The organism is Streptococcus oralis Uo5 (assembly GCF_000253155.1).
Classification (GTDB): domain Bacteria; phylum Bacillota; class Bacilli; order Lactobacillales; family Streptococcaceae; genus Streptococcus; species Streptococcus oralis_L.
The window spans coordinates 110,650-125,517 of sequence record NC_015291.1; the positions used below are offsets into that span (position 1 = coordinate 110,650).

Genomic DNA, 14,868 nt, shown 5'->3' on the forward strand with positions numbered 1-14,868 from the left:
TCATCGGATTTTTTGTCTGTTCGTTTTGATTTCTAAAGACAATTAAACTTTTCTGCTGATTTTCATGAAGAGCCTGCTCTTTTATGGTAAAATAGTAACAGAATAAAAGAGGAGAGAAAACATGAAACGTAGTATGTATGCTGGTCGTGTTCGTGAGGAACACATCGGACAAGAAATGACCTTGAAAGGATGGGTTGGCCGTCGTCGTGACCTTGGTGGTTTAATATTTATCGACCTTCGTGACCGTGAAGGAATCATGCAGTTGGTTATCAACCCTGAAAAAGTATCTGCAGAGGTTATGGCAACAGCTGAAAGCCTTCGTAGCGAATTTGTTATCGAGGTGACTGGACAAGTCGCTGCGCGTGAGCAAGCCAATGATAAATTGCCAACGGGTGCAGTTGAGTTGAACGTGACAGCTTTGACGGTGCTTAATACAGCCAAAACAACACCTTTTGAGATTAAAGATGGAATTGAGGCCAATGACGATACACGTTTGCGTTACCGTTACCTTGACCTTCGTCGTCCAGAAATGCTAGAAAACCTTAAGCTTCGTGCCAAGGTGACCCACTCTATCCGTAATTACTTGGATGAGTTGGAGTTTATCGATGTGGAGACGCCATTCCTTTCTAAATCAACGCCAGAAGGGGCGCGTGACTATTTGGTACCATCTCGTGTCAATAAAGGGCATTTCTACGCTCTTCCTCAGAGCCCACAAATCACTAAGCAACTCTTGATGAATGCTGGATTTGACCGTTACTACCAAATCGTCAAATGTTTCCGTGATGAAGACTTGCGTGGAGACCGTCAGCCTGAGTTTACCCAGGTCGACTTGGAAACATCCTTCCTTATGGAGCAAGAGATTCAAGATATCACAGAAGGATTGATTGCGCGCGTGATGAAAGAAACAAAAGGCATCGACGTGACGCTTCCATTTCCTCGTATGAAGTACGATGACGCGATGGCTCTTTACGGTTCTGACAAGCCAGATACGCGTTTTGACATGTTGCTTCAGGACCTGACAGAAATTGTCAAGGGTGTTGATTTTAAAGTCTTCTCAGAAGCACCTGCTGTTAAAGCCATTGTAGTTAAAGGAGCTGCGGACAACTACTCACGTAAAGACATCGACAAGATGACTGAAGTAGCCAAACAGTACGGTGCCAAAGGTCTTGCTTGGGTCAAGGTAGTTGATGGAGAATTAAATGGACCGGTTGCCAAGTTCTTAACTGGGATTCAAGCAGACTTGACTGCAGCACTTGCTCTTGAAGACAAGGATTTGGTTCTCTTTGTGGCGGATACGCTTGAAGTGGCAAATGCAACCCTTGGTGCCCTTCGTGGCCGTATTGCCAAAGAGCTTGGTTTGATTGATAACGATAAGTTCAACTTCCTTTGGGTGGTTGATTGGCCAATGTTTGAATGGTCTGAAGAAGAAGACCGCTACATGAGCGCCCACCATCCATTTACCCTTCCTCAAGCAGATACTGCTCATGAGCTTGAAGGTGATTTGGCTAAGGTTCGTGCCATTGCCTACGATATCGTTTTGAACGGCTATGAGCTTGGTGGTGGTAGTCTTCGTATCAACCAAAAAGACCTTCAAGAACGTATGTTCAAAGCACTTGGTTTCTCAGCTGAAGAAGCAAATGACCAGTTTGGTTTCCTTCTTGAAGCCATGGACTATGGTTTTCCGCCACATGGTGGTTTGGCTATCGGTCTTGACCGTTTTGTGATGCTCTTAGCAGGGGAAGAGAATATTCGTGAAGTCATTGCCTTTCCTAAGAACAATAAGGCAACCGACCCAATGACACAAGCTCCATCAACAGTCGCTCTCAAACAACTAGAGGAACTCAGCTTACAAGTAGAAGAAGATGAAACAAGCAAAACGAATTAAGCGGTGGCGCTATTATCTGCGCCGCTTTGCTTATCAGATAAAAATCTTACGAGTTTTACAAAGTATCTCTCGGGAAAAATATGATGAGAAAGTATCGGCTTCTCTGGTTTATGGCTTTTTGTCAGCAGTAGCAGTCAATTTCTTTTTTCAACCAGGGCACGTTTACTCCAGTGGCGCGACAGGTCTGGCACAGATTATCTCTGCCTTGAGTAATCACTGGTTTGGTTTTTATATTCCGATATCGCTAACCTTTTATGCTATCAATTTTCCGTTGATGATTTTGGCTTGGTATCAGATTGGGCATAAGTTTACAATCTTTACCTTCATCACAGTATCCATGAGTTCCCTCTTTATCCAGATTGTACCAGTTGTGACCCTGACAGAGGATCCCATTATCAATGCCCTTTTTGGGGGTGTTGTCATGGGCTTGGGGATTGGTTTTGCGCTCCGTAACAATATTTCTAGTGGAGGTACAGATATCGTCAGTCTGACCATTCGAAAGAAAACGGGTAAGAATGTCGGTAGTATTTCTTTCTTAGTGAATGGGACGATTATGCTGATAGCAGGATTGACCTTTGGTTGGAAATACGCCCTCTACTCCATGATTACCATCTTTGTCTCCAGCCGTGTGACTGATGCGGTCTTTACCAAGCAAAAACGCATGCAGGCCATGATTGTGACCAATAATCCTGACAAGGTAATCGCAAAAATCCATAAAAAATTGCATCGCGGAGCAACCATGATCCACGATGCAGAAGGAACCTATAATCATGAGAGAAAAGCAGTCTTAATTACGGTTATCACACGAGCAGAGTTTAATGATTTTAAACACATCATGAAACAGGTCGATCCGACAGCCTTTGTCTCTGTATCTGAAAATGTCCACATCCTAGGACGATTCGTAGAAACAGACAATTAATAATACTCAAAAGACCAGCCTTGGGGCTGGCCTTTATTTTTCGATAATTTTGTGTCCAATCAACTGGCGGTAACAAATCTGTTTATTGTTTTTAGCATCGTTGATGATCTGGAGAATGGTTTCAAAGGAAACGCGCCCAAGTTCCAGACTATTGATATCGACATAAGCTACGAGGTCAAGTCGAGGATTGACTGAGTCGAAGCTGAGGACAGGAACATCCAGTTTGTGCTTAGCGATATAGTCACAGACTCCTTCGGCTAGGAGACTGTCAGTTGTGATAATAGCGTCAATCTGCGGATCGTGATTGAACAGGAGTTCACTGAACTGATACCCTTTTTCTTCTAGAAATTCGGTCGCAAAGTAGGTTAAGTTGGTATCAATCGGAAGTTGGTGTTGTTTGAGTGCGGACTCATAGCCAGTTAGACGATCTTGCGTTACGAAGAGTCGCTTTGTACCCCCGATAAAGGCAATTCGTTTGCATCCTTTTTTGATGAAATACTCTGTCGCATCAAAGCCCGCTTGTACATTGTCATTATCAACAAGAGGGATAAAGGGTGAAGTGGATTTTCCGAGAATGAGGAAAGGGAATTGCTCATCGGCTACTAGCTTGACCAGAGGATCTTCTTCTTCAGCGTAGAGGAAAATCAAACCGTCAACACGCTTGCCATAAACCATCTGAGAAATCGCATTGAGACGTTCTTTCTCATCTTTCCCCGTTGCAATCTGGATAGCGTAGTGGTTTTCAGACGCGACTTGGGCAATCCCTCGTAGGACAGATGGGAAGAAAGGATTTTGGTAAAAGGCATCCGAGTCATCAGGAAGCACCAGACCGATAACCTGAGTATAGCTACTTACCAAGCTACGAGCATTGAGGTTGGGATGGTAGTTGAGCTCCTTCATCGCCTTGCGAACTCGTTTTTTGGTTTCATCACTAATCGTTGATTTATTTTGAATGACGCGGGTAACAGTTGAAGGTGAGACACCTGCAGCCTTAGCCACATCTTTAATCGTCACGGGCATAAAAATCTCCTATTTATGATAATCTGGATCACGGAAATGTGTCTTGTAAAAAATAGTGACCAGATAAAGAACAAAAAGAATGTTTTGTACAGTGATAAGGGTTGCCATATTTTGGCCAAAAAGTCCCAAAATAAGCGTAATCAGAGTGGGTAATCCTAAACAGTTCAAGATAAAGTGGTAGCACTCTTTAAAAGTCCTAAATGAAAAGAGGCGTGATTTTTTGGTGATATAAAGGAGAAGACTAGCTCCAAGAGAGACAATGAAGAAATTTAATCCAAAGAGGAAGCTAGCACCAAGGACGAGAAAGAGACTGATATAGACCCGATTTTGTTGGTACCAATCTTTAGAAATGGCCTGGGTTAGATCTTCCTTACTCTGGAAACTCTCCGTTTGAATCGCGTGGTAGCGAATGCGAGTCAGTTCCTTACTTTCCTTACTGATGACGAGTTCTTCTGTATCAAAATGAAGTTGCAAGTCCTTTGGCAATTCTTTGTTTTGGCTCGGGCCAATCAAAAGAGAAGGCTGCTGATTCTTCGTACCTGAGTAGTTCAGCTTTCCATCAACGATTTGTGCATTCTCTGACAAGTCCATGATGGCTTCATCTGTCAGTGGAGTGTAGACATTATCGATAAAGGTATCCAGTGGATACGTTTCCTGTGAGCTGTTTTGAATGGCAATCGGAACCATAGACAAACTGATGAGGAAAATGCTCGTAAAGAGAAGCTGAAACCAGTTGAGACCGAAACGTTTTGATAGGGGTTTGCGAAATCCCCAGATACTAGAGAAATACGAGAATGGATATGGAAGCATAGGCATCTTTCTAAAAGGTGTTTTCTATATGAGTATTATTATATAGAGAAATGTGCTTTATTTCAAGTCTAGTAGATAAATTGCTTACTGAAAAGCTGATTTTGCTACTATTTGCGGTCTTGTGTCTAATCTTTCAACTTTAGAAACAAGATCAAAATGAAAAAGGGTGGCGGGGATAAATTATCCCTTGTCGCCACCACTTGTAAGTCCTGAAACAAAGTTCTTTTGTAGGAAGAAGAAGAGAATACAGATTGGAAGGGCGATGAGGATAGCACCTGCTGAGAAGTAGGCAATCTTCAAGTTTTTCACATTGCTGACAAAGGTCTGTAGACCAACGGCAACTGTAAAGTATTCTTTCTCACGAAGCAAGAAACTAGAGAGGATATAGTCTCCGAAAGGTCCCATGAAGGCCCAGAGCGCTTGTACAGCCACCATTGGGCGAACGAGTGGGAGAACAATTTGCCAGAAGCGACGGAAGTGTCCTGCACCATCTAGTTTTGCTGATTCATCAAGAGACATCGGTACTGTGTCGAAGTAGCCTTTCATCAACCAAGCATTCATCGGAATACCTCCACCAACATAAAGGAAGATGAGGAACCAGCTTTGGTTAAGCGCATTCAACATAAGGGCCATAACGAAGAAGGCTGTCAAAGCGGCCATAGTTGGCACCATTTGGATGATCAAGAAGAAGACCAAACTTTGTTTACGAGCCAAGAAGTTGTAACGGCTGTAGGCATAACCAGCAAGTACGATGATACTTGTTTGAACAGCCATGGTAATCAAGGCGATAATCAAAGTGTTGAGGTACCAAGTGCCGTACAAGGTTTCAGTGAAGAGCCCTTGGAAGTTGGCAAAGCTAAAGTCGACGTTAGCATCTAGTTTAAAAGCTACGACGTTACCAGTCTTGAAGGCTGACATAATGGTGATCAAAAGTGGATAAATAATCACGATTGAAAGACCAATCAAGTAGAGGTAAGTGAGGGTTTGAGTCAGTCTACGTTTGAGTTTGATTGAGTTATTCATCTTAGACGTCCTCCATATCAAATGCGTGTAGTTTCTTGAATGCGATCATAGAGATAGAGATGACAATGATAGAGATGATCAAGGTAACAGCTGCCGCCATAGAGTATTGAGGAGATGTACCTGTTGTCAAACGATAAATCCATGAGATCAAGATATCAGTTGAACCGGCTCCACCACCAACGCTACCAGGACCTCCGCCGTTGAAGAGGTACATGATAGAGAAGTTGTTAAAGTTGAAGGTGTATTGGCTAATCAATGTTGGTGCCGCAACAGCCAAAATCATAGGGAAAGTGATGTTGCGGAATTTCTGCCAAGCATTGGCACCATCGATATAAGCCGCTTCGTAGAGGTCGTTAGGAATCGACTGCAAGATACCCAAAGTCAAAACGTAGATGTATGGGAATCCTAGCCAACCTTGCATCATAATCAAGGCAATCTTAGTCCAAGTTGGGTCTGTTTTCCAAGGGATAAGCGCTCCGTCAAGGAAAGGAAGGACCTTAGCCAAGATAGGCAATACTTGAGTGTTGATCGCTCCGACACTATCGTTAAACATGTTTGAGAATGTCAAGATAGTGATGAAGGCTGGAACTGCCCAAGGAAGAAGGAAAATAACACCAAAGATACGTTTTCCTTTGATAAATGGTTGGTTAGCAATGATTGCTGTGAAGATACCAATCACAATCTGCAAAGTAGAAGCAGACAAGGCCCAGATGATGGTCCAAGAAAGAACTGCACCGAAGGCTGAACGGAAGGTACTTAAGCTCCAGATGTTTGTAAAGTTAGTTAAACCAACCCAGTCCAACAATTTGTTTGGTGGCAAGTGTTGGAAGTCATAGTTGGTAAAGGCAATCATCAAGGTTACGATAACTGGGAAGATAATCGCAAATGTCATAGCGACGTAAGATGGGATGATCAAGAGGTAAGGGAAACCATTCTCATAAATACCTTTGATCATATCTTTAAAAGTACGTGGGACAGGAATTCCATTGTTAATACGTTTTGCGATTGTATGTGCATCTTTAATATTTGAGAAATAAAAGAGCACATAAACGACTACAAAGATTAAATGGAAGGCACCACGAATCAGCATAAAGAGGGAATTATCACGACCTGGCTTGTCACCAAGAGTGATCAAATTGTGCAATTCAGGGGCTGCAAGTGCTAGGAAATAAAGAACAAATACGATAGTTACACCAAGGAAGATAAAACCTTTCGCCTTTTGTTTATTGTAAATCTGTCCTAACCCAGGAATCACTGAAAGCAAGGCTGCTTTGCTAGGTTGTTGGTTTTCCATGAATACTCCTTTCATAGGATACGAGATTGAAGTTTGTCTCCAATCGCTAGATAGGCAACTGCAATCATTCGTAAATTTATAAAATCAAAGGGGGATCTGTATTCTCCCCCCTTGTAACGAATTCAATTATTCACCAAATTTTTGTTTGATTGTTTCTTTGATCAATGTTACAGCATCGTTAGCAGCTGTCTTAGCATCTTTTTTACCACTTACAGCGTCAAAGAGCATTGTTTTAGCTGGATCCCAAACTGCTGACATTTGAGAAATGTTTGGCATTGGTTGAGCGTTCTTGAACTGTTTGATAACAGCTGTTGTCAACTCATCGTTTTTACCTTCAGCGTATGAACGAGCTTCAGTGTTAGCTGGGATTTCGTTAGTTGCATCGTAGAATGCTTTTTGTTGTTCAGTTGAAACAAGGAAGTCTACAAATTTTTGTGCAGCTTCAAGGTTCTTAGTGCTTGATGGGATGATCCAAGCTTTACCACCACCGAATGGTGTGTATTCTTTACCATTTGGAAGAGTTGGAATAGTAGCAACACCGTAGTTTACTTTAGCATCTTTGAATGCTTGAGCTTTCCAAGGACCGTCGATGATAGCAGCTGTTTTACCTTCTTGGAATTGAGTTTGGATCAAGTTTGCAGCACCTTCAGTATCTTGCATACCTTTAGGCCATTTTTCATACCAAGATTTAGCGTAGTTGACACCAGTGATAGAACCGTCGTTTGCAAGACCGATGTCTTTAGCGTCTTTACCGTTTTGTCCGAATACGTAACCACCGTTACCAGCAAGAAGTCCGTATGCGTAGTAGAAGTTTGTCCAGTCAGCTAGGAATGCAGTAGTTTTGCCATCTTCACCAGCGAAAGCGTATTTGCTGTCTTTAGCAAGTTCTTCTAATTCAGCAAAAGTTTTTGGAGCTTCTTTAAGCAAGTCTTTGTTGTAGTACATAACAAGTGACTCAATAACGGCAGGAGCACCGTAAACTTTACCGTCAGCAGCTGTTACAAGAGATTTAGTTTTATCATCTGTTTTTGCACCATCGCTCAAAGTAACTTCTGAAAGTTGTCCGTCAGTACCAAGGCTACCTACGCGGTCGTATGGTGCCATCATAACGTCAGCAGCTTGACCTGATTGGTTGTCAAGTGAAAGTTTGTCAAGTCCACCAAGTTGGTCACCTGATTTGATGTTAACTTTTGTACCTGATTCTTTTTCATAAGCTGCAGCAACTTTTTCAGCGTAGGCTTTGTATTGGTCTTCAACGTAGAAAGTGATTTCTTTTGCTTCAGATGAACCAGAATCAGCAGCCTTATCAGCAGTTTTGCTTCCGCAAGCTACCAAAAGTAAGCTAGCAAGAGTAGCAGTTCCAAGCACAGCAGCGCTCTTCATGAATTTAGATGACATAGTGTATTCCTCCTAAAGAATAACAAAAATAATTTAATGAGAAAACGCAAACGTTTTCTTTTACGAACTTAGTATAGCACAAACAGAAAACGGTTGCAAGCGTTTTTAGGAAATTTTAAAAAAATTTTAAGGTTTCAAACATTTGTTAAAGCCCATATATAGGAAAGAACTTAAAATGTTTGTTTTTTTTGAATTGAAAATATATTAGGAAAACGATTGCGTAAATTCGGCTCGGTTTTTCAGAAAATAGAGCAGATATTGGGAATGAATTATCTTAAATCAGAAAATCTTTAAAATTTTTTCGCTTATTTCATAAAATATCAGTGGCAACAAGTTTTGTTTGATTAAAATAATTCAAAAAAATTTTTTAAAAACGCTTGCATTTGTTTTTGAAATGCGTTATACTTAAATTAACGCAAACGTTTGCGCCTTAATTGCGCAACGTTTTATAACAAACACATGAGGTGCTATTATGAAAAAACGTCAAAGTGGTGTGTTGATGCACATCTCTTCTCTGCCAGGAGCATACGGGATTGGATCATTTGGCCAGACTGCCTATGATTTCGTTGATTTCTTGGTTCGTACGAAGCAACGTTACTGGCAAATCCTCCCTCTCGGGACAACAAGCTATGGAGATTCTCCATACCAATCATTCTCGGCCTTTGCTGGAAATACGCATTTTATTGACCTTGATATCTTGGTAGAGCAAGGCTTGCTCGAAACCAGTGATCTTAAAGGTGTTGACTTTGGTAGCGATGCATCTGAAGTTGACTATGCGAAGATTTATTACGCACGTCGTCCACTTTTAGAAAAAGCAGTTAAACGCTTCTTGGAAGTGGGTGATGTCAAAGATTTTGATAAGTTTGCTCAAGATAACCAATCTTGGCTCGAACTCTTCGCAGAGTATATGGCTATCAAAGAGCATTTTGACAATCTTGCTTGGACAGAATGGCCAGACGCAGATGCTCGTGCGCGTAAAGCTTCAGCACTTGAAAGCTACCGTGAGAAATTGGCAGACAAGTTGGTTTACCACCGTGTGACTCAATACTTCTTCTTCCAACAATGGTTGAAATTGAAAGCCTACGCTAACGATAACCATATCGAGATTGTTGGAGATATGCCAATCTATGTTGCGGAAGATTCAAGCGACATGTGGGCAAATCCACATCTCTTCAAGACAGATGCAAATGGTAAAGCAACCTGCATCGCAGGATGCCCACCAGATGAGTTTTCTGCCACTGGTCAGCTTTGGGGGAACCCAATCTATGACTGGGAAGCAATGGACAAAGACGGTTACAAATGGTGGGTTGAACGCTTGCGTGAAAGCTTCAAAATCTACGATATTGTTCGTATCGACCACTTCCGTGGCTTTGAATCTTACTGGGAAATCCCTGCTGGTTCCGATACAGCGGCCCCTGGTAAATGGGTGAAAGGTCCAGGCTACAAACTCTTCGCAGCCGTTAAGGAAGAACTTGGTGAGCTGAATATCATCGCAGAAGACCTTGGCTTCATGACAGATGAGGTTATCGAGTTGCGCGAACGTACTGGCTTCCCAGGGATGAAGATTCTTCAATTTGCCTTCAATCCAGAAGATGAAAGTATCGATAGCCCACACTTGGCACCTGCTAACTCTGTTATGTACACAGGAACACACGATAACAATACGGTTCTTGGTTGGTACCGTAATGAAATCGATGATCCAACTCGTGAGTACATGGCCCGCTACACTAACCGTAAAGAGTATGAAACAGTGCCACACGCAATGCTTCGCACAGTATTTTCATCAGTGAGCTTCATGGCTATTGCCACTATGCAAGATTTGCTAGAACTAGATGAGTCAGCTCGCATGAACTACCCATCTACTCTTGGAGGAAACTGGTCTTGGCGTATGACTGAAGATCAATTGACACCAGCTGTTGAAGAAACTTTGCTTGACTTGACTACAATTTATCGCCGAATCAATGAAAATTTGGTAGAATTAAAGAAATAAGACAATATCAGGAGACACATAAACATGTTACCATTAAACGAATTTGTACAAAAACGTTACAATAAAACTATTGCAGAATGTAGTAACGAAGAGCTTTACCTTGCTCTTCTCAACTACAGCAAGCTTGCTAGCAGCCAAAAACCAGTCAACACTGGTAAGAAAAAAGTTTACTACATCTCAGCTGAGTTCTTGATCGGTAAACTCTTGTCAAACAACTTGATTAACCTTGGTCTTTACGACGATGTGAAAAAAGAACTTGCAGCTGCAGGTAAAGAGTTGATCGAAATCGAAGAAGTAGAATTGGAACCATCACTTGGTAACGGTGGTTTGGGACGTTTGGCAGCCTGCTTTATCGACTCAATCGCTACACTTGGTTTGAATGGTGACGGTGTTGGTTTGAACTACCACTTTGGTCTTTTCCAACAAGTTCTTAAAAACAACCAACAAGAAACGATTCCTAACGCTTGGTTGACAGAGCAAAACTGGTTGGTACGCTCAAGCCGTAGCTACCAAGTGCCATTCGCACACTTCACATTGACATCTACTCTTTACGATATCGATGTACCTGGTTACAAGACAGCTACTAAAAACCGCTTGCGTTTGTTTGACTTGGATTCAGTTGATTCTTCTATCATCGAAGATGGTATCAACTTTGACAAGACAGATATCGCTCGCAACTTGACTCTCTTCCTTTACCCAGACGATAGCGACAAGCAAGGTGAATTGCTCCGTATCTTCCAACAATACTTCATGGTTTCAAACGGTGCACAATTGATCATCGACGAAGCAATCGAAAAAGGAAGCAACTTGCATGACCTTGCGGACTATGCAGTTGTACAAATCAATGATACTCACCCATCAATGGTGATTCCTGAATTGATCCGTCTTTTAACTGCACGTGGTATCGAACTTGATGAAGCAATCTCAATCGTTCGTAGTATGACTGCCTACACTAACCACACAATCCTTGCTGAAGCCCTTGAAAAATGGCCTCTTGAATTCTTGCAAGAAGTGGTTCCTCACTTGGTACCAATCATCGAAGAATTGGATCGTCGTGTGAAGGCAGAATACAAAGACTCAGCTGTTCAAATCATCGATGAGAATGATCGTGTACACATGGCGCACATGGATATTCACTATGGATACAGCGTAAACGGGGTTGCAGCTCTTCACACTGAAATCTTGAAGAACTCAGAGTTGAAAGCTTTCTACGACATCTACCCAGAAAAATTCAACAACAAAACAAACGGTATCACATTCCGTCGTTGGCTTATGCATGCTAACCCAAGCTTGTCTCACTACTTGGATGAGATTCTTGGACATGGTTGGCACCATGAAGCAGATGAGCTTGAAAAACTCTTGTCATACGAAGACAAGGCTGCTGTTAAAGAAAAATTGGAAAGTATCAAGGCTCACAACAAACGTAAATTGGCTCGTCACTTGAAAGAACACCAAGGTGTGGAAATCAATACAAACTCTATCTTTGATATCCAAATCAAACGTCTTCACGAGTACAAACGCCAACAAATGAACGCTTTGTATGTGATCCACAAATACCTTGACATCAAGGCTGGTAACATCCCTGCTCGTCCAATCACAGTCTTCTTTGGTGGTAAAGCAGCTCCTGCCTACACAATCGCTCAAGACATCATTCACTTGATCCTTTGCTTGTCAGAAGTGATTGCTAACGACCCAGCTGTAGCTCCACACTTGCAAGTCGTAATGGTTGAAAACTACAACGTTACTGCAGCAAGCTTCTTGATCCCAGCATGTGACATCTCAGAACAAATCTCACTTGCTTCTAAAGAAGCTTCAGGTACTGGTAACATGAAATTCATGTTGAATGGAGCTTTGACTCTTGGTACTATGGACGGAGCTAACGTGGAAATCGCTGAATTGGTTGGTGACGAAAACATCTACATCTTCGGTGAAGATTCAGAAACTGTTATCGACCTTTACGCAAAAGCAGCTTATAAATCAAGCGAATTCTATGCTCGTGAAGCTATCAAACCATTGGTTGACTTCATCGTTAGTGATGCTGTTCTTGCAGTAGGTAAGAAAGAACGCTTGGAACGTCTTTACAACGAATTGATCAACAAAGACTGGTTCATGACTCTCCTTGACTTGGAAGACTACATCAAAGTCAAAGAGCAAATGCTTGCTGACTACGAAGACCGTGACGCATGGTTGGATAAAGTCATCGTTAACATTGCCAAAGCAGGATTCTTCTCATCTGACCGTACAATCGCTCAGTACAACGAAGATATCTGGCACTTGAACTAAGATTAAACAAAAACGCAGCTTTAATAGATGCGTTTTTTCATATTTAAACTAATTTACAGTGCTTTCCCAACCAAAATCTCTGCTTCGATGGTAATCTCAGTCAACTGACTCCAGTCAATATTGGTATGATCAACGTGAAAGAGTAAGGGTGTCATGGCAAGCAGGGCTTGGCGTTGCTCTGCTGTGATATGCTTTGTTAGGGAAGCTATTTGGCTAGATTGGATGCTGAAGTGTTCCTGGAAATGTTCTTTGATATCTTGATTAGAATAGTCCTTCTTTGTCAGCTGGTCCTGCACCATTTGACGGATTTCTTTGAGGTGATTTTCAGTTGGGATGACCTTGATTAAAATACCGTCTTTGGATAAAACGCGGCGAAATTCACCATAGTTGGCAGGGGAAAAGATATCAAGCAGGATATCCATGCTAGCGTCTTTTATAGGAAGGCGAGCTAGGTCACCGACAAACCAGTTGACCGCCCAGTTGGGTTCGCTCTTGGCAGCGATTTGAACGGAATCTTTTGAAATATCAAAGGCATAGAAGGTCTTGTCAGGATGACTTTCTTGGAGTTTACGAGAGTAGAAGCCTTCGCCACAACCGATATCCAAGATAGTTTTGGCAGTTTCTAGTCTTGCAAGCAGGTCTGAGATGGTTTCTAAGATAGTCTGATAAAAGCCAGCTTCTAGGATTTCTTGGCGGTTTTGAAAGTTTTCCTTGTCGTAGTTGGCAGATTGCTTGATTTGAGGAGCCAGATTGACATAGCCGAATTTTGCCAAGTCAAAAGAATGGCGATTGCTACACTTGAGACTGGTTTCTACCAAGGCCAGATTTTCTTGGCAGATAGGGCAGGCAAAGGAGCTAGCAGTAGCAAAGCGTTGGAGTTTTGGTTTGAGGTTTGTATTCATAGTTTTAGTCTAGCAAAAAAAGGACTGGATGGCAAATGCCTCCAGTCTGCTTTTTTAGTATGTAAGAACAAAGTATTTCTTCTTTCCGCGGCGGATAACAGTGAGTTCATTTTCTAACTTATCTGCGTCACTCAAGACATAGTCAAGGTCTTGGATACGGTCGCCGTTGACGTAGATGGCTCCATTTTGGACATCTTCACGGGCTTGGCGTTTGGAATTCACCACACCAGATGACACGAGGAGTTCCACGATATTGTGATTTTCATCTGCTTGTACTTGGTAGTTTGGCACGCCACGGAGTCCTTGTTTGAGTTCTTTAACAGAAAGGTTTTTGATGTTTCCGGCAAAGAGTTGCTCTGTGATGTTAAGGGCTTCCTTGTAGGCTTCTTCGCCGTGAACAAGTGTTACGACTTCACGAGCCAAGACTTTCTGAGCCAAGCGTTCGTGTGGAGCCGCTTCAAATTGTTTACGGATGTCTTCAATCTCATCAAGTGACAAGAAGGTAAAGATCTTCAAGAAGCGAACAGCGTCTGCATCCATGACGTTCATCCAGAATTGGTACATTTCGTATGGGGAAGTCTTTTCAGGATTGAGCCAGACTGCGTTTCCTTCTGATTTACCAAATTTCTTACCAGTTGCGTCTGTGATGAGTGGCACAGTGATAACGTGACCAGTCTTGTCAGCCTTACGACGAAGCAATTCGGTACCAGCTGTCATATTTCCCCACTGGTCAGAACCACCGATTTGTAGCGTTACGTTGTGCTCTTGGTTAAGGACGTAGAAGTCATACCCTTGCATGATTTGGTAGGCAAACTCAGTATAAGAAATCCCTGTTTCGATCCGTTTTTTCACAGATTCCTTGCTCATCATGTAGTTGACAGTGAAGTATTTTCCGATATCACGGAGGAAATCAATGAAGCTGATGCTGCCAAACCAGTCGTAGTTGTTGACCATGACAGCTTTATTTTCACCATTTTCAAAGTCAAGAAAACGAGACAGTTGTCCTTGGATAGACTTGACCCAGCCCTCTACTGTGTCTTTTGTTTGGAGACTACGCTCAGCATCTTTGAAGGACGGATCTCCGATGAGACCTGTAGCACCGCCAACGAGCGCATAAGGTTTGTGACCTGCTAGTTGCAAACGACGACTGGTCAAGATTGCGACAAGGTGGCCTAGGTGAAGGCTGTCAGCAGTTGGATCGTAGCCAGTATAATAAGAAACTTGACCTTCTTCTAGGGCTTTACGCAAAGCTTCTTCATCAGTCGTTTGAAAAATCAAACCACGCTCTTTTAGCTCATCAAAAATGTGCATGTGTCTTTTCTCCTTTATAAAATATTGTTTCTA

Annotated in this window: 11 protein-coding genes; 4 read left to right on the plus strand and 7 right to left on the minus strand. The window is 42.2% G+C overall.

Annotated features, from left to right (window positions below):
* The first annotated feature begins 121 nt into the window (after positions 1-121).
* The gene (gene aspS, locus SOR_RS00550) at positions 122-1,885 is read left to right on the plus strand and encodes an aspartate--tRNA ligase (protein WP_000830912.1); all 1,764 of its coding nucleotides are present in this window, start codon (positions 122-124) and stop codon (positions 1,883-1,885) included.
* Complete coding sequence (locus SOR_RS00555) at positions 1,863-2,804, plus strand: YitT family protein (RefSeq protein WP_000806296.1); 942 nt, start codon at positions 1,863-1,865, stop codon at positions 2,802-2,804. Before aspS ends, SOR_RS00555 begins: the two co-directional genes overlap by 23 nt.
* A gap of 33 nt (positions 2,805-2,837) precedes the next feature.
* On the opposite strand, the gene SOR_RS00560 is transcribed toward SOR_RS00555, so the two are convergent.
* The 5 genes from SOR_RS00560 to SOR_RS00580 form a co-directional block, all read right to left on the minus strand.
* Positions 2,838-3,824 carry a LacI family DNA-binding transcriptional regulator gene (locus SOR_RS00560; protein ID WP_001145427.1) on the minus strand — a complete coding sequence of 329 codons (987 nt, stop codon included), beginning with the start codon at positions 3,822-3,824 and terminating at the stop codon, positions 2,838-2,840.
* A gap of 9 nt (positions 3,825-3,833) precedes the next feature.
* Positions 3,834-4,634, minus strand: coding sequence for a DUF1189 domain-containing protein (locus SOR_RS00565; RefSeq protein ID WP_000938242.1), 801 nt, complete (start codon positions 4,632-4,634; stop codon positions 3,834-3,836).
* A 180-nt stretch (positions 4,635-4,814) separates the two neighbouring features.
* The gene (locus tag SOR_RS00570; RefSeq protein ID WP_001065656.1) at positions 4,815-5,657 is read right to left on the minus strand and encodes a sugar ABC transporter permease; all 843 of its coding nucleotides are present in this window, start codon (positions 5,655-5,657) and stop codon (positions 4,815-4,817) included.
* 1 nt (position 5,658) lies between these two features.
* Positions 5,659-6,951 carry a carbohydrate ABC transporter permease gene (locus SOR_RS00575; RefSeq protein ID WP_000431414.1) on the minus strand — a complete coding sequence of 431 codons (1,293 nt, stop codon included), beginning with the start codon at positions 6,949-6,951 and terminating at the stop codon, positions 5,659-5,661.
* 126 nt (positions 6,952-7,077) lie between these two features.
* Positions 7,078-8,349: an extracellular solute-binding protein gene (locus tag SOR_RS00580; RefSeq protein ID WP_000095458.1), complete on the minus strand. Its 1,272-nt coding sequence runs from the start codon at positions 8,347-8,349 to the stop codon at positions 7,078-7,080.
* A 472-nt stretch (positions 8,350-8,821) separates the two neighbouring features.
* Between SOR_RS00580 and malQ the strand changes: the two genes are divergently transcribed.
* Together malQ and glgP are read left to right on the plus strand one after the other, a co-directional pair.
* Positions 8,822-10,339 (plus strand): 4-alpha-glucanotransferase, encoded by a 1,518-nt coding sequence (gene malQ, locus SOR_RS00585; protein ID WP_000747322.1) that lies wholly within the window; start codon positions 8,822-8,824, stop codon positions 10,337-10,339.
* Between the two features lie 24 nt (positions 10,340-10,363).
* A complete protein-coding gene (glgP, locus tag SOR_RS00590) occupies positions 10,364-12,622 on the plus strand; it encodes a glycogen/starch/alpha-glucan family phosphorylase (RefSeq protein ID WP_000937164.1) in 2,259 nt (752 codons plus the stop codon).
* Positions 12,623-12,675: 53 nt separating this feature from the next.
* On the opposite strand, the gene SOR_RS00595 is transcribed toward glgP, so the two are convergent.
* Positions 12,676-13,524 (minus strand): putative RNA methyltransferase, encoded by an 849-nt coding sequence (locus SOR_RS00595; protein ID WP_001095542.1) that lies wholly within the window; start codon positions 13,522-13,524, stop codon positions 12,676-12,678.
* Between the two features lie 54 nt (positions 13,525-13,578).
* A complete protein-coding gene (gene tyrS / locus SOR_RS00600) occupies positions 13,579-14,835 on the minus strand; it encodes a tyrosine--tRNA ligase (RefSeq protein ID WP_000546901.1) in 1,257 nt (418 codons plus the stop codon).
* Positions 14,836-14,868 lie beyond the last annotated feature (33 nt).